This is a genomic window from Halomonas sp. GFAJ-1 (assembly GCF_000236625.2).
Taxonomy (GTDB): domain Bacteria; phylum Pseudomonadota; class Gammaproteobacteria; order Pseudomonadales; family Halomonadaceae; genus Vreelandella.
Genome location: NZ_AHBC01000027.1, coordinates 217,259 through 233,806, shown reverse-complemented (window position 1 = coordinate 233,806; position 16,548 = coordinate 217,259). Strand labels below are relative to the sequence as shown.

The following is a 16,548-nucleotide window of genomic DNA, read 5'->3' as shown; positions in this document are numbered from 1 at the left end:
GAGTGGGTTGACTGGTTCAACAATCGCCGACTACTGGAACCCATCGGAAACGTTCCACCAGCAGAACGAGAAAGGACGTATTATCGTCAACTGGAGGAGTCGGGTGAAGCTGCCTGACTCAAACAAACCGGTCTCCGGAATAACCGGGGCGGTTCAGGGCATCCTGCCATCCTTGGAAAAACAAGTTAGCTTCACCATGGCTAGGCTTGCGCGGCTGGTCAGCCATATTGCGGTTCCATAACCGGCTATGATGGGCACACACATTGCGTAAATAGTTCAAGCTGCGAAGCCAGGAAGCGAATACGCGCCCATTGCTAATACCATAGCGCGCTGCAATAGCATCCTGCTCCTGTTCACGCATTCCACCGAACAGATGGGAAAGCGTACCGAAGTCCCACACTTCACTGGCTATCCATATCGGCAACGGTAACCCGTACTTCTTTTTATGGTGCTCAATAAACGTTTCCCGAGAACGGTTAATTAAGCGCGCATGATTTTCCTGCCATTTATGCAAAGGCGTGACGCCTGTTTTCTGGTCAATCGTATAGGCGAACGCATCATGCAATAGTTCAGGGTTCAAATAAGCATACGGATCTAGCCGCCCCAGCGTATGGGCGATGTCTACCCGCAGCGCCACTTCGATACGCTCAAGGCCATCCAGTGCCAGTAGGCGTAACCGCTTATCGAATACGTAAAGGTCGAAGGCTTGCTGAAAGGTGGTGCCGTGCTTAAACGTGTCTAACGCTAGGTAGTCCGTTTTGCCTTTTTTGAGCAGCCGCTTACCATTTTTATTTAAAGGGGTGCATACGCCTGAGCGCTGACGAAAAGCAAACCAATACCCACTCAACCGGTAATAGCCAATCCGTTGGAGATGCGCCAGCGCGCGCTGGTCGTCTGTCACCGTTAGGCCACGATCTTTTAGCTGCTGCAGTTGCTCCAAGTGGCTGAGCCAGGGCTTGGTGTAGTCGGTCATCCTTCCAGTGCCCCTTCCACCACCGCTCCCGCCAGCTGGCAGCGTGTGCTACTGGCCTGGTTTAGGCGTTCCTTGAGTTGGTCGCAGAGGGCCATCAGCTCATCGACTTTCTGGACTATTCGGCGTTGTTCTTCGAGTGGTGGCAAGAATATAGGTAGTGACCAAAGCTTTTCTGAAATTAGCTTGCATGTGCCATGAGATGATCGGTCAACAAGACCTACTACCTTATGTTTTGATGCCTGTAGGTATAAAAGTAGGTATTTGCTGATTTTATCAGGCGGTGTTAGTGCCTTCATATCTTGGTTAATTGTTATTTCACATCCAGTGATCGCAACTGGGAAGGAGTGAGCCAAAATCATTCCCCGAACAACCATAATTAGGCTATTTTCAGGCACTAGCTTTAAGTTTGATTGGCTCAGTGCATGCTCGGTAACTCTTATCTGGGAATCTATTATTAGATGGAACTTCATGTCTTTTGGTGATACCCAAGGAATGCTTCCATTCCAAAATTCACTTTTGGACTTTGTAGGCGTAGATCCACCTACAACTGTTCCTAGATTACCCAACGAAACCTCAGCCCACCCATTCAAAGAACAAGACTTGCTAGTAATGTAATGCTGCTTGAGCAGATTTATCACTGGTTCATCCCCCGCATCCTGCTCCACCAGCTGCCCCATCACTGCCAGTTGCAGAATGGTTTGCTTGAGCTTGTCGATGCTTTGATCGGTGGTAAACAGCGTATCGAAGTGCTCGGCCAGGCGCGCCCAATTGTCGGCCAGTTCGGTGGCGTTGTTGGATTGGGTCAGAGTGCCAAGTAGTGTATCTACGAGGGTTTCGTGGGCGTCGAGCTGGTCGCTGGTTTGCTGTTCCAGCCGGTCACAGAGGGCCATCAGTTCATCGACTTTCTGGACGATGCGGTGTTGTTCTTCCTCTGGGGGAAGCGGAACCAATATCTGAGCCAAAGATGTTGCGTTGAGCGTGTTGCCCATAATTGCGCGTTTGGTGTTACCGCCGAGAGCAAGCATTGGCATGACTTTGAAAAGGTAGTCCCGGCTCACTCCGTTAAAGGGGAAAATCGAGATGATAGCTTCGTTGTGATAAGCCGGTACTTCGGTGATAGATACCTTCCCGACAGTAAGCTTAAAACTCATCAAAATGGTGCCGGGCGCAATAGGTTGTAACCTGAAGACTTCATCGGCTGCTGTTTGTGTGACCGCTTTTGCGGTGCTCCAAATAGTACCGTTATGATTCAAGTCAGCAATACTTACCCACGGTATTCCTGAATCAACCACGGCCCAGAATTTAGGGTCTTTGGTGGAGGGAGTTTTTCCGGGATTGTAGCTGGCAACGTCTGGGAGAGTAGCCCAGCTCCAGCTAGCTGGAATTTCAAATGGTTTTTCTATGCCTTCAGCTGAAATGGTTTTCTTTTGCCTCCGAATTTTACCTTCTCTGACAAGTTGTTCCCGTAAGGCTATGGTTTTGCTAAGTAGTCGTGTTGCGGGCTCATCATTAGGATCTTGCTCCACCAGCTTCCCGCGCACCGCCAGTTCCAGAATCAGCTCCCGTAGCTTCTTGATACCAGTCAGCTCAACCTTGCCGTTGCTCCCCCGGCCTGCCGTGGATTTCTGAGTGACGGCTTGCGTCCATAGATCCAGATGCTCGGTGATCAGTTTATGCGCGCTCATACCGGCTCCCCTGCATCACGGGTGAGCGCATCACTCAGGATGGTTTTCAGCTGGTCGCGTAGCTGCTGAATTTCCGCCTGCTGCTGTTGATACTGGGCCATCAGTTCCTCCGGGTCGTGGGTGATGGTTTCCCCCTGCCAGGGGTTCTTGATATCCAGGTTGTAGTTACGCGCCTTGATCTCATCGATCGAGACCTTCCAGGCCTGATGGGTCTCCTCACGGCTGGCAAAGCCATCGTCTTCATCGCCCCACCAGTCGATTTCTGTCTGGAACTCGGCAAACTTCATCGGACGGGTTTTGCTGTAGTTCTTATAGCCTTCCGGGTAGGGGTGTTCGTAATACCAGATATGTTCGGTCGGCTGGCCCTTGGTGAAGAACAGCAGGTTGGTCTTGATGCCGGTGTAGGGGTTAAACACGCCGTTGGGCAGGCGCACGATGGTGTGCAGGTTGCACTCCTCCAGCAGCTTTTCTTTCAGGCGGGTTTTCATGCCCTCGCCAAACAGAAAGCCATCCGGAAGCACCACAGCGGCGCGGCCGGTGTTTTTCAGCAGCTGGATAAACAGCGTCATGAACAGGTCAGCGGTTTCCCGGGTGCGGAAAGCGCTGGGGAAGTTGGTTTCAATGCCATCTTCTTCCATGCCACCAAACGGCGGGTTGGCCACAATCACATCCACCCGCTCTTTCGGCCCCCAATCGCGCAGCGGGCGGGCAAGGGTGTTGTCGTGGCGGATCTGGTTGGGCACTTCAATGCCATGCAGAATCATGTTGGTAGTGGCCAGCAGGTGCGGCAGCGGCTTTTTCTCAACCCCGTGAATGCTGTTCTGCAGGGTCTGTTCATCCTGCGGCGTTTTCACGTAATGGCGGCGCTTGTGCTCAATGGTGCAAGTTAAAAACCCACCGGTGCCGCAGGCCGGGTCCATCACGCTTTCTTCAAGCTTCGGGTCAACGCGGTTAACCATAAATTCGGTCACCGCCCGCGGGGTGTAGAACTCACCGGCGTTGCCCGCGCTTTGCAGGTCTTTGAGGATCTGTTCGTAGAGTTCGCCCAGCTCGTGGCGCTCGGCGGACTTGTTGAAGTCGACGCCGCTCTGCAGGCGGTTGATCACCTGGCGCATCAGCTGGCCAGACTTCATGTAGTTATAGGCATCCTCGAATACATTGCGAATCACCACACCGCGAATATCGTCGCCCTGGGGCTGTAGCTGCTGCAGGCCGGGGAAGAGGGTGTTATCGATAAAATCCTTGAGTTCGTCACCGGTCATGCCTTCCGGGTCGGCGGCCCAGTTCCTCCAGCGCAGCGGCTCGGGGATAGGCGAGCGGTAGTAGTCGTTAAGGGCTTCCCACTCTTTTTCACGGTCATCGAAGATCTTCAGGAAAAGCAGCCAGACCAGCTGGCCTATTCGCTGGGCGTCGCCGTCAACGCCCACGTCTTTACGCATGATGTCCTGAATCGATTTGATGGTGGTGCTGATTGACATGGTGAGGTGTATTCCGTTGGCGTATTAATCACGGCCTGCACAAGGGCAGGCCGCCAGGAAAAAGGCAATGGTATCAGGCGGGCGTTTGGTAAAGGGCCTCTTCTAGTTCATGCAACGCCTTTTCGTACTTAGGCTTGCCGCCGAACGCATCGAAGAGTTCCAGTACAGAGCCGATTTGGTTGAAAGGCGCCATGGTGAGCACGCTGTTATCTTCGATGGGGGTTATACCGGCATCGGCGTATTTATCCACCAGGGATTCAAGCACCTGCCGGGCCTGGCCTTCGTAGCGGTTGAAGATATCGCGCTTTCTTACCTGTTCGGCGCGTTCGCGGCGAGTTAGCGGCGGGCGGTCGAAGGCGATATGGCAGATCACATCGAAGGGGTCGGGCTCTTCCCCCCATTGCTGGCCCAGCTCGGCGACCAGGGCATCCCAGAAGATGCCTTCCTCGGCCAGTTCATCGAGGATCGCCTGCTTGCGCTCGGCATCCTGCCAGCGGCTCAGAAACGCATCCAGCGAGGCGAACTGGGCTTTCACCTGTTTTCGGGTGTAGTCACGCAGGCTTTCGGTGATCAACTTGCCATCCGCCCCCAGGTATTGAACACGTTCGGCAACAATACTGACCTCAACGTCATCCACCACATATTTGCGCCGGGGCTCCGGCCCTTCGGGGGTGCCCATATCTCCCGTATCGTCGGATTCCCAGGTGGCGTTGTCGTCTACCTCGTACTCGGCCCAGTCGGTCTCGACGCCTTCTGCGGCGGTGTCTGCTGTATCTTGTGAGTCTGCCTGTTCTTCATCTAATGCGCCGTCTTGTTCATCCTCCGGCACGATGGGGGCATCATCGGCATAGGGCTGGTAGACCTGCACCGGCTCGCCATCGAAATCGGGGTCGGCAAACAGCTCGGTGGCTTTCTTGAAATCCAGAATGGTAAACCAGTGCTTGTGGTAGTCGTCGTTGATGCGGGTGCCCCGGCCAATAATCTGCTTGAACTCGGTCATCGACTGGATGCGCTGATCGAGCACAATCAGCTTGCAGGTCTGGGCATCCACGCCGGTGGTCATCAGCTTGCTGGTGGTAGCAATCACCGGGTAGCGCTCTTCCGGATTGATGAAGTTATCCAGTTCGGCCTTACCTTCCTGCTCGTCGCCGGTAATGCGCATGATGTATTTGCGGTTCTCGGCTACCCGCTTGGGGTTGGCGTTGACCAGCGCTTGGCGCATGCGCTCGGCGTGATCGATATCCTCACAGAAGACGATGGTTTTCTGGAAAGGGTCGGTGCTTTCCAGCAGCTCGGTAATTTTGGCGGCTACCAGGGTGGTGCGCTTTTCCAGCACCAGCTGTTTATCAAAATCCTTCTGGTTGTAGATGCGGTCTTCAATCTCCTGGCCGAGTTTATCCCGCTGGCCTTTGCTGGGCCGCCAGCCTTGCAGGTCTTTGTCGATATCCACCCGCACTACTTTGTAGGGGGCCAGAAAGCCATCCTCAATGCCCTGCTTAAGGGAGTAGGTGTAAAGCGGCGCGCCGAAGTAGTCGATGTTGGAGACTTCTTTGGTTTCTTTGGGCGTGGCGGTCAGGCCAATATGTGTTGCCGCGCTGAAGTAATCGAGAATCTTGCGCCAGGCGGAGTCTTCCGCTGCGCTGCCCCGGTGGCACTCGTCAATTACAATCAGGTCGAAGAAGTCCGGCGAGAACTGCTTGTAGATGTTCTGCTCTTCTTCGCTGCCGGTCACCGCTTGATAGAGCGAGAGGTAGATTTCGTAGGAGGCATCCACCGTGCGGTTAGTGACCTTGGTCATCGCCTGACCAAAGGGTTTGAAGTCGTTGTTCTTGGTTTGGTCGACCAGGATATTGCGGTCCGCCAGGAACAGGATTCGCTTCTTCTGGCGCGACTTCCACAGCCGCCAAATGATCTGAAAAGCGGTAAACGTCTTGCCGGTACCGGTGGCCATCACCAGTAGAATACGATTCTGCCCCCGCGCCACGGCTTCCACCGTGCGGTTAATTGCCACCCTCTGGTAATAACGCGGGGTGCGGCCACTGCCGTCATCGTAATAGGGCTGCTCAACCACCGGGCGGGCAGCGGGCTGAATGCCTTTGTACTGGCAGTAGCGCTCCCATAGCTCATCAGGCGAAGGAAACTCAGCCAGGGTTAGAGTGGTTTCGGTTTGCCCACCCAGCCCGGTGCGGTCGTGGAACAGGAAGCCGTCGCCATTGCTTGAAAACACAAAAGGCACATCCAGCGCATCGCTGTAAGCCAGTGCCTGCTGCATGCCATCGCCCAGGCTGTGCTTGTTATCCTTGGCTTCTATCACCGCAATCGGCTGGTTTTTCTGGAAGCTCAGCAGGTAATCTGCCCGACGCTTTTTACCCCGGGTATGCAGCCGCCCGCGCACGATAATCCGCCCAGCGGTAAAGGTCACCTCCTCGCGGATTTGTGTTTGGATATCCCACCCCGCCTGCACCAAGGCTGGCGTAATGAACTTGGTGCAAATATCGCGTTCGCTGAGGGCCTTCTTATCCATGGCAGCATCCTGCTTATCTGGCGGGTGAGCTTATGAGTACTAGCTTACGATACTCAGCCGACTTAAGCATCTTGTGCTAAGTGGACGTAGAGAATATCGATAGTCGTACTCACGCGCGACACACCGGCGAGCAGAATGCTCATAAGTGTGTGACACATCCGTGTCAGATAAAGGCTAAAGGTCAACGGCTAAGTAGCAGGGTTTGAAGACAATATTGGCAGGCGTGGCACATGGATGACACAGATTTGACACAGACAAAACAAAAGGGCCTACGCGTTAACGTAAGCCCTTGATATATTTGGCGCGCCCGGCAGGAATTGAACCTGCGACCTTCGGCTTCGGAGGCCGGTTTTAGTAGCGTGCTTTTACTTTCCCTTTATTGCAATAAGCAAAATAAATATCATTAAAAACAAAAACTTAAACAAAAAGACAACGGAAACTATTTCTTCGCCGTCACACCAATTAACGCCACTATGTGGCTTTTATGGTCACAATCTTGGCACATACCGTGACTTTTGCGCGTCCTGGTTTTTACCAAATTTGACCTTTGGCCAACGCGAAATATGTGCTCGCTTTAATAATTTGGCAACGCGCAAAATGCGAGCAGCGGCCGCTGCAAAAAACGGAGCAGCATACGCGCAACCTGCCCTTATAGCCAACATGCTAAACTGCCCAGTGATTGATCGGTTCAGCCTTGGAGGCCAGCATGCCATCTGCCCATCGTCGTAAGTTGCCTATCGGTATTCAAACCTTTTCGGATATTCGAGAAGGCGGCTATTACTACGTCGATAAAACGCCGTTTATTGAAAAGCTGGCGAACCAAAATAAGTACTATTTTCTCTCCCGCCCGCGCCGTTTTGGCAAAAGCCTGCTATTGGATACCCTGGGCTGCCTGTTTGAGGGTCGCGAAACACTATTTGAAGGGCTATATATTCACGATAAGTGGGACTGGCAGCAGCGCCACCCAGTGGTGCGCTTAAGCTTTGGCAGCGGTGTGATGCAGAATCGCCAAGAGCTGGATGTGCGTATCCGCGACCAGTTGCGCACCGAGCGCGAGCGCCTGGGGCTAACGCTCACCTACGATACCGATATTGCCGGCGAGTTTGAGCAGCTTATTCGCCAAGCACACTCACACTACGGCCAGCGCGTCGTGGTACTGATCGACGAGTACGATAAACCTATCCTGGACAATATTCTCGATGGCGATAGGGCACGTGAACTGCGTGAGGGGCTAAAAAACCTGTATAGCGTGCTGAAAGATGCTGACCCCCACCTGCACTTTGTGCTGCTCACCGGCGTGTCCAAGTTCAGCAAAGTCAGCCTGTTTTCAGGGCTAAACAACCTGCGCGACATCACCCTCTCTTCCGACTATGCCGCTATCTGTGGCTATACCGACCACGATGTGGATACGGTGTTTGCGCCAGAGCTACCTGGGCTTGACCGTGACGAAATCCGTCGCTGGTACAACGGCTACCGCTGGGGCGGGCAAGATGTACCTAGCGTTTATAATCCGTTTGATGTGTTGTTATTGCTAGAAGAGCGGACATTCAGCCCTTACTGGTTTGAAAGCGCCACCCCTACATTTTTAATTGACCTGTTGAAGAAACGCGGGGTATTTACGCCGCAACTCGACACGCTTCAAGCCAAAGCGCAGCTATTAGGACGCTTCGATGTGGATGACATCGCCACCGAAGCACTGCTGTTCCAGACGGGTTATATCACCATCAAAGACGTACAAGAGCCCATGATCGGCTATCGGATTTACTCGCTCAGTTTTCCCAACCGAGAAGTAGAAAGTAGCCTAAACGAATTTCTACTGCCCGTGTTGGGCATCCAGCACAGCGAAGCCCAGATCTATCAACTAGCACTGTTTGACGTGCTGCTGGAACATGATCTAGCGGGATTAGAAAACCACCTTAAAGCGCTTTATGCCGGTTTACCCCACGACTGGTACCGCAACAACCCTATCGCCCAATATGAAGGCCATTATGCCAGCGTCTTTTACAGCCACTTCGCCGCACTGGGTGTGAATGTGACAGTAGAAGACGCCAGCCACCACGGCAAAGTGGATATGAGCGTCGATTTTAACGGCCACATCTACCTCTTTGAGTTCAAAGTGGTGGAGCAGCTGCCCGAAGGCAAAGCGCTAGAGCAAATCAAAGCCAAGGGTTACGCTGATAAACACCGTGCCAGCGGCAAGCCCATTCATTTGGTGGGCGTGGAGTTCTCAAGTGTTCAGCGGCAGATCGTGGCGTTTGAGGTGGAGACGCTGTAGCACGCTGCTACTTATTTATAGTCCCTTGCTTAAGCGCAACGAAAGAACTGGCCAAGAGGGCCGGCCGGTTAACAAAATCTCAATAGCCGCATCTTAAGCTTGTCTCCAAATGCTGCCTTTCCTGTACCTGAGCCGGGGCCATATATAGCAGGGCATATTTATTGCTCCATGCAGCTATCAAACGATAAAAACGCACTGCCTGATCTTAATCTCGAAGCGCGTTGTCACCGTTTGTATATCAGTCTCAGGCTATTCTGGTTGATCATGCCTATCACGGCCGCACGCTTAGACTACCCTGCCATCACGGCTTCATCTTGATCGATTTCACACCCATAGTCATTTATCCGATCCTATGGGTATGAAGATCGTGCATAGAGAGGCGTTTTAGTAAATAACAGATCACTGGCTTCTTGATCGAAACCGAAGCGCAACTGCCTAACAAGGAGATATGCCGTCGGTACGGCTTATCAGGTTCTCACGTGGCCAGTTCAATCCTTCCCTGTCCCCGCGCCAAAATTTTTGCATTAGCGTGTGCGCGGAGGACGATATCGGAGCGGCCTGTCTTTTAAGCCAGACTGGCTCGCAGGCGATGAAGCTCGGGGAGGCACCAGCGCTCGCCGCTCGTCCGAACTATTGCGAAAGCCTGACATAAGGCGTTCATTCCTGCGACTGAATAGTCCATTCTCCCCGCAACCTCTGCGGCGAGTCCGTGGCAAAAGGGTAGAGTGATCTTGACGCCCATTGCATTGAAGGCCGAGAGACCCTCCTCAACCTAATCGACCAACGCAACCCGCTGCGCGCCTGCCATTCGCTGGTCAGCCAGCTACGTACCCTGGTACTGGAAGGGCTGGATCAATCTCAGCGATACCGACATCCCCGGATTGAGAGCGAAAACAATTCAGCATCGCCCACATGTGGGCGATGCTTTACACAAGGTGTGGTAAACGGTCAGTGAGTCCTTTATCTTTCACTACTGCGGCAATGCCTAGCGGAGTTCTTGCTTGCTAACGGATTAAATCATCACCCTCCCCTGATAACCGACAATAGATCCGCGTAGGCTTGTTCTGATTTTTCTATTTCTTTATGGGCACCGTCAATCGCACGATCGACATCATTGTTGGCCTTATTAAGATCCCTCTGGATGGTCTTTTCGATTCGCAGCTGACCCGAAAAATCGCCGTCCGCTAAGGCCTTGTAAGCGGCTTTCGATTCATCGCGAAGGCGACTCGCCAGCTCCCTGGCCCTGGCCTCTTCTGCGCGCTTACGCTCCACCTTTTTAACTGACGATGAAAGCCTTTGGGCGGCTGACAGGATGCTTTTGTAGTTTGCCAATGCCTGGGGCAGGCTAATCACACCGTTACTTGAGACACTGTTTTGCATGCTTCACTCCGATGCCGTTTAACACTCAGTAGGATGGAGTGATGATACTGAGTAGTTCCCTATAAGCGTCATGTGACTTTTCTGTTTCATCGCTGGCGCTCTCTACGGCCTTATCGAGTCGCTTGAGTGCTTTCAGCAAATCCTTCTGCACGTCTTCGAAGGAGCGTGCCTCCGGTGTTTCACGCTTTGCCAGCCGGGCATCGAAAGCCTCACTTGCTTCTTTTTGAAGCGCTCTTGCGCTTTTTTCGGCTTCCTCTTCCTCCTGACGGTTTTTCTCCAGCTTCTTTGCCGCTGAAGCCAGTAATTTCGCGGCCTCTAGGATATCGTCCACCCGAGGGATAACTTCCTCCAAAGAGGCAGCGGGATACTCAGCCTGATCGACAGGCGGCTGAAGCGGGGCGACATTATCCTTGTGCGCTGCGCGAGCAGTGTGAATGTCTTCGCTGGCGCTGCGACCAGCATTCTCAGCATGCAAGTGATTCATGTACATTCCTGTGTTGATCTCGCTCTGTATAAGAGCTTAAAAAGTAGTCTCACCACCATCACACACGCTTCCTCAGCTGTTTAGTGATAGTCTAGATTTGCTTAGCGGAGTGGGCCGTTGTTGATGCTCGATAGCGCTTGGTTAACGGTGAGTATTTGTGCTTCGATCTCACTGACCCCCATATCTTTTAAGCGAGCAGTATGCTTTTCACGATATGCGATGGCATTTTCGCGGGTTTGAAACAGATACACGCCTCCTGCTTGGTTACTTTCCTCATCTTCAGTCCAAATTTTCCAAATTAACCCCGGCTCTTCGTTGATAGAGTGTGCAAGGGTTGCCATCATTTTTTCCATTTCATCCCCGAACGGCCCATTAAAGGGAAAATAAACCTGCAACACTGTTGGCATGTTAACTCCATATATTGATTCTATTTAGATCGGGTCGGAGGGGAGCTAGTCCCTGTCCACCCACACCACTAGGCATACGGTATCGTACCTCGGTGTACGCTTTTCCCCCACTTCAGGCCACCAGCGTTTTAAGAAACCTCTAATTGGCTTTCAACCGCGATCGCTTGGCAATGATGGTCGAGCGCTAGATTGACCGACTGCCGACTGACCTGAGGGGCTTGCTTATCAGCTAGATAGGTCAGCCGTTGGTGGTCTCGGCGACAAAAACCCGGCGATACGGCAAGGTTTTGTTCAACAGCGTTACCACATTCTCTAAACCACACATTTCCTGCTGGCTCGCGCTTCTGTCACCATATCGCTACATTCAATGTTTAGTTTGCTGCTATGCAGCGCAGATCAAGGCCTATATCTGATGATGCTCGATTCTCCTTTCTCCCTGCACAACAAGGTCGCTTTGGTATCAGGACTTGCCAACCGCGACAGCATTGCCTTTGGCTGTGCGCAAGCACTTAACCAGGCAGGCGCACGGGTCATCGTCACCTATATGCCCGGCGCTGAGCGCTTTGTCCTTCCATTGGCAGACGAGCTGGGCAACGCTGAGCTAATGCCCTGTGACGTACAGGATGACGCTCAGCTTACTCGCCTGTTTACGCATATTGCTGACCGGTACGGCGGCGTAGATGTGGTGGTTCACTCTATTGCTTACGCCCCCATTGAAGACCTGCGTGGACGCCTTATTGATGCTTCACGACAAGGCTTTTTATTAGCGATGGATATTTCATGCCACTCGTTTTTACGCATGGCACGTTTGGCGGAGCCGCTTATGTCTGAAGGCAGTACGCTGATCAACATGTCTTATCTGGGTGCTGAGCGCGTTGTTCAAAATTACGCGCTGATGGGGCCGGTGAAAGCAGCTTTAGAGTCAATGACACGATATATGGCAGCCGAACTAGGCCCTCAAGGCCTTCGCGTGCATGCCGTATCGCCAGGGCCTATCCGTACCCGTGCAGCTTCTGGATTAAAAGACTTCGACACCCTTGCCGATGCCAGTGAAAATCGCGCTCCACTTCGTCGGTTAGCCACGATTCGAGATGTTGGCAATACGGTTGTCTACCTGGCATCACCAGCGGGAGCTGCTACAACGGGCGGCGTGCACTACATCGATGCGGGTGACAACATCATGTATATCGGGACGGAGGGGGACTAGCCCCTCCGCCCATAGATCTGCACTACCAAAGTGGGTCATATGATTTTCAATAGTGCGTTATTGCAACGCCAACGACTGAAGGCGAATCAGCAATTAGCAGAATGGGTGGGCATTACCCAAAAATAGCGTGACCAAGCGTGTGACCCATAGCGGCCAATGGTCATCGAGAAGCAAGCCAGTTAAGAAGGTAGTTTTAAAAGTGTGGCCACAATTTGGTCACAGGGTGGTCACAGGCAAAAAATAAGGGCCTACGCGTTAACGTAAGCCCTTGATATGTTTGGCGCGCCCGGCAGGAATTGAACCTGCGACCTTCGGCTTCGGAGGCCGACACTCTATCCAACTGAGCTACGGGCGCTTTGGGTGCGTATCGTACCCGTGTGGGCGTGCTGTGTCCAGCTGCCTAGCGGTTTTACAGGCGCTTTGATTGACCGTTTTCGTCTCTCTGGTGCATGCTTTGGGAGCACTTCCGAACCTTAGTGAAACCGGGAACATAATAAAATGAAAACATTTGCACGTAATACGCTGGCACTGGGCATTTCACTGGCGCTGGTAAGCGCCGCGAACGCCGCTGACTTTGCTGATATGGACCCCGTTACCCTGCGCTTGGCCCACGTGGTTAATGAACAAGATGGCTTCCATATCGCCGCTACCAAGTTTGAAGAACTGGTGGAAAAGCGCACCGATGGCAAGGTGACCATTGATATCTACCCTAACGCCTCCTTGGGTGACGAGCGCACGTTGTTGGAAGGCATGCAGATCGGCACGGTGGATATGGGGGTGATTACCAACGGTCCGGTGGCTAACTTTGTGGAAGAGATGGCGGTGTTTGAGCTACCGTTCCTGTTCCCCTCACCGGAAGCCGCCTACAGCGTGCTGGATGGCCCCATTGGCCAGGAGCTGCTGGACAAGCTTTCTGAGGTGAATCTAAAAGGCCTGGCCTACGCCGAGCGCGGGTTCCGCAACCTGACCAACAGCGAGCGGGCGATTAATACGCCAGAAGACTTAGACGGGCTGCGTATTCGCGTGATGGAAAACCCGGTTTATACAGATACTTTCCGTGAACTGGGCGCCAATGCTATCCCCATGGCGTGGACAGAAGCGCTCACCGCTATGCAACAGGGCACTATTGACGGCCAGGAAAACCCGGTGAACGTTATCCACTCGTTCAAGCTGGATGAAACCCAGAGTTACATGACCCTTTCTCGCCATACCTACGCCCCGGCGATTTTTGTCATGGGTATGCCCGCCTGGAACCAGCTGCCGGAACACGCCCAAGAGGTGCTGCTAGCGGCTGCCCAGGAAGCCGCCGAGCATGAGCGCCAGGTGAACGCAGAAATGGAAGCCGAACAGTTGGAAGCCCTGCGCGAAGCGGGCATGGAGATCAACGAAACTCCAGATATGGAAGCCTTCCAAGCCGCCGTAGCGCCGGTCTATGAGAAGTACGGCGAGCAGTTTGGTGAATACCTGTCGCGTATTCAGGAGGCGCTAGAGTAAGCGGTCTTTTCTACCGACACGATTTCTCGAAGCGTCATGGGGTGTTCGTGAAATGACCGACGGCTGTTTGCGTGACGTGAACACACGGCGTAAACAGCCTTTGCCAACAAGAGACGAGCCGATGACCGAAACGACCAATATAAAGTTGGCAACGAGACTGAATAAGATAAATCTCAATTTATTATTGGTGTTTCACACGCTTTATTGGAAAAGAAGCTTAACACTGACGGCAGAAACGCTCTGCCTGACCCAACCTGCGGTTAGCCACTCGCTGAAAAAGCTCCGCCAGCTGATGGACGACCCGCTATTCATTAAGACGCTGGATGGCATGCAGCCAACTCCCCTGGCGCGGCAAATGGATGCCGCTGTGGCCAAAGGGCTGTTTTACTTCGATCAGGCGGTTTACAACAACAGTGAGTTTTCGCCCGCCACGTCAAAACGCGAGTTTCGCGTTAGCCTGGTGGACTATGTAAGCCAACAGTTGCAGCCCAAACTGATTCAGCACTGTTTAACCCATGCGCCCGACTTGTGCTTCAACATGCTCTCTACGCGTATTGCCAGCGCCGAAGATGCCCAGAACGCGATACAGGCCCACGATATCGACCTCGCCATGGTGCAGTTGGAAAGCTTGCCTCTCACCTCTTATCACGAATATCTGTTTGATGATGTGATTGGCTGTGTTGGCGATGCCACCCTGTACGGGGAGCGCAACACGATCACGCTTGACGCTTTTTTAAACGCACCGCAAATCGCCTTATCCCACCGCGAAGACAGCCCCCTACTGATCAATGAGAAATTGCGAACGCTGGGGCTGGAGCGCAAAATCGTCGCCAAGACACCCTATATCACTCCCCTTCAGGAGATATTAGTCTCAACGAATTTACTCTGCGTGGTAACGGAGAGCGCAGCCAACGCGATTTGTCGTAATAACACCCTGAAATTCTACGCCCTGCCACTCGATGTAGCCCCCTTTAAAGTGTGCCTTTGCTGGGACGAAAGGAAGGATCACGATTCAGGCATACACTGGTTACGCTCACTCATTAGGGAGCTGTTAACACCCGCCCCCTAATCGCTGGCTGCCTTTAATAATTTTGAAGAAAACCCTAATCCAGTGCTACGACCTTGCCGGAGTTCAATAAGCCCTTGGGGTCAAGTGCAGTTTTCAAGCGCTTCATTAAGGCGATCTCTTCGCTGGTACGGGAAACCGACAGGTAGTCTTTCTTCTCAAGCCCAATACCATGCTCTGCAGAAATGGAGCCACCAAACGCTTTTAACGGTGTATAGACCAGCTCTTCGACTTGGCGGCGGATATGCGGGCTATCATCACGAACCGTGATCATAATATGTAAATTGCCGTCGCCCAGGTGGCCAAACACCACTATTTTGCTTGCTTCGGGCCACTGGGTTTTGAGGTTCTCCTCTAACATATCAACATACGCGTCCATGTTGGGAATCGGCAGGCTGACATCGAAGGAGAACATCGGCTTCAGCGCGTTCACCAGCACTTCAATATCTTCCCTGATGGCCCAAATCGCGTTGCGCTGTGCATGGGAACTTGCCAACACAGCATCGGTGATCAAACCAGCTTCCAGCCCCTTTTGCAGCACGTGGGAAAAGTGCTCGGCATCTTGGGCCTCATCAAGCCCCAGGGTTTCAATAATGGCGTAGAACGGCGAGTCATCCGCTAACACGGGCGCATGCTTGCCACTCTCGGTGGTCATCAACGTATAGTGATTATTCCACAGAGCCTCAAAGGCGCTGAGGCTATTGGCTAGCTCGCGAGAAGCAAGCTTCAGTAGCTGGGTCAAGGCATCGAACGAGGGCACTGCCACTAGCGCCGTTTGCTCGCTGGGCATGTGCGGCTGTAAACGCAGCACCGCGCGGGTCACAATCCCTAGGGTGCCTTCGCTGCCGATAAACAGCTGCTTTAGGTCGTAGCCCGCATTGTTTTTCAGCATTTTATTTAACGAGCTCACCACGGTGCCATCGCTTAGCACGGCTTCTAAGCCCAATACCTGCTGGCGCATCATGCCGTAGCGTATTACCCGTATACCACCGGCATTGGTGGCGATGTTGCCACCAATAGTGCAGGAGCCTCTTGCCCCCAAATCAAGGGGGAACTGCATATCGATCTCTTCCGCCGCTTCCTGCACCCGCTGCAGGGTTACCCCGGCCTGAACTTGAATCGTGGAGCCAACCGAGTCGACTTCCTCTATCTGGTTCATCAACTCCAGCGACACAACAAGCTCCTCCGGGCTTGCCACACCGCCATGCACAATGCCGGTCATGCCGCCATGGGTCACCACAGGCTGGTCGGCCTGATAACACACGGCCATAACGCGGCTTAGTTGCTCTGTGCTGCGCGGCCTTACAATCGCCTTGGCGCGACACGGCGCTCCCGTAAACCAATCTACGCTTCGCTGCGAGACATCGTCACCCACCAACACCCCCGCCGGGCCGACGATTGCCAAAAGGTCGTTCAGCAACTTATCCATTTCTTATTCCTATTTTAGCTAACTACACCATTGGTCGAAGCATTTGTTCTTTTTAAAAACCAGCAAATGCTTTCTCCAAGAGTGCGTAATCAATAGACACCGCTTGCAGGCTAGCGCCAACCGACAAATCACTCAAGCCCAAGATC

Annotated in this window: 12 protein-coding genes and 1 tRNA gene; 4 read left to right on the top strand and 9 right to left on the bottom strand. The window is 53.1% G+C overall.

The features are described from left to right. Positions 1-118: 118 nt before the first annotated feature. The 4 genes from MOY_RS08105 to hsdR all read right to left on the bottom strand — a co-directional run bounded on the left by MOY_RS08105 (position 119) and on the right by hsdR (position 6,660). Positions 119-973, bottom strand: coding sequence for an Abi family protein (locus tag MOY_RS08105; RefSeq protein WP_009098485.1), 855 nt, complete (start codon positions 971-973; stop codon positions 119-121). Next, positions 970-2,658 carry a restriction endonuclease subunit S gene (locus MOY_RS17255; protein WP_009098483.1) on the bottom strand — a complete coding sequence of 563 codons (1,689 nt, stop codon included), beginning with the start codon at positions 2,656-2,658 and terminating at the stop codon, positions 970-972. The genes MOY_RS08105 and MOY_RS17255 overlap by 4 nt, the downstream gene beginning before the upstream one ends. Further along, positions 2,655-4,136 (bottom strand): type I restriction-modification system subunit M, encoded by a 1,482-nt coding sequence (locus MOY_RS08095; protein WP_009098482.1) that lies wholly within the window; start codon positions 4,134-4,136, stop codon positions 2,655-2,657. Before MOY_RS08095 ends, MOY_RS17255 begins: the two co-directional genes overlap by 4 nt. A 73-nt stretch (positions 4,137-4,209) precedes the next feature. Continuing rightward, positions 4,210-6,660: an EcoAI/FtnUII family type I restriction enzme subunit R gene (gene hsdR / locus MOY_RS08090; RefSeq protein WP_009098481.1), complete on the bottom strand. Its 2,451-nt coding sequence runs from the start codon at positions 6,658-6,660 to the stop codon at positions 4,210-4,212. 706 nt (positions 6,661-7,366) lie between these two features. Between hsdR and MOY_RS08085 the strand changes: the two genes are divergently transcribed. After that, positions 7,367-8,935, top strand: coding sequence for an ATP-binding protein (locus tag MOY_RS08085; RefSeq protein WP_009098479.1), 1,569 nt, complete (start codon positions 7,367-7,369; stop codon positions 8,933-8,935). A gap of 1,020 nt (positions 8,936-9,955) precedes the next feature. On the opposite strand, the gene MOY_RS08080 is transcribed toward MOY_RS08085, so the two are convergent. The 3 genes from MOY_RS08080 to MOY_RS08070 form a co-directional block, all read right to left on the bottom strand. Then, complete coding sequence (locus MOY_RS08080; RefSeq protein ID WP_009098475.1) at positions 9,956-10,315, bottom strand: hypothetical protein; 360 nt, start codon at positions 10,313-10,315, stop codon at positions 9,956-9,958. A gap of 25 nt (positions 10,316-10,340) precedes the next feature. Next, positions 10,341-10,799 (bottom strand): hypothetical protein, encoded by a 459-nt coding sequence (locus MOY_RS08075; RefSeq protein WP_009098473.1) that lies wholly within the window; start codon positions 10,797-10,799, stop codon positions 10,341-10,343. A gap of 101 nt (positions 10,800-10,900) precedes the next feature. Further along, the gene (locus tag MOY_RS08070; RefSeq protein ID WP_009098472.1) at positions 10,901-11,206 is read right to left on the bottom strand and encodes a monooxygenase; all 306 of its coding nucleotides are present in this window, start codon (positions 11,204-11,206) and stop codon (positions 10,901-10,903) included. A 412-nt stretch (positions 11,207-11,618) separates the two neighbouring features. Here MOY_RS08070 and fabI point away from each other — a divergent pair, with 412 nt between their 5' ends. Then, positions 11,619-12,413, top strand: coding sequence for an enoyl-ACP reductase FabI (gene fabI, locus MOY_RS08065; RefSeq protein WP_035540409.1), 795 nt, complete (start codon positions 11,619-11,621; stop codon positions 12,411-12,413). Between the two features lie 278 nt (positions 12,414-12,691). Here fabI and MOY_RS08060 read toward each other — a convergent pair. Next, positions 12,692-12,768, bottom strand: a tRNA-Arg gene (locus tag MOY_RS08060). 143 nt (positions 12,769-12,911) lie between these two features. Between MOY_RS08060 and MOY_RS08055 the strand changes: the two genes are divergently transcribed. Further along, on the top strand, positions 12,912-13,907 hold the full coding sequence (locus tag MOY_RS08055; RefSeq protein ID WP_009098468.1) for a TRAP transporter substrate-binding protein: 996 nt from the start codon (positions 12,912-12,914) through the stop codon (positions 13,905-13,907). A gap of 121 nt (positions 13,908-14,028) precedes the next feature. Further along, positions 14,029-14,976 (top strand): LysR family transcriptional regulator, encoded by a 948-nt coding sequence (locus tag MOY_RS08050; protein WP_009098466.1) that lies wholly within the window; start codon positions 14,029-14,031, stop codon positions 14,974-14,976. A gap of 34 nt (positions 14,977-15,010) precedes the next feature. Here the strand turns inward: MOY_RS08050 and MOY_RS08045 are convergent, their stop codons facing one another. After that, the gene (locus MOY_RS08045; protein ID WP_009098464.1) at positions 15,011-16,402 is read right to left on the bottom strand and encodes an FAD-binding oxidoreductase; all 1,392 of its coding nucleotides are present in this window, start codon (positions 16,400-16,402) and stop codon (positions 15,011-15,013) included. Positions 16,403-16,548 lie beyond the last annotated feature (146 nt).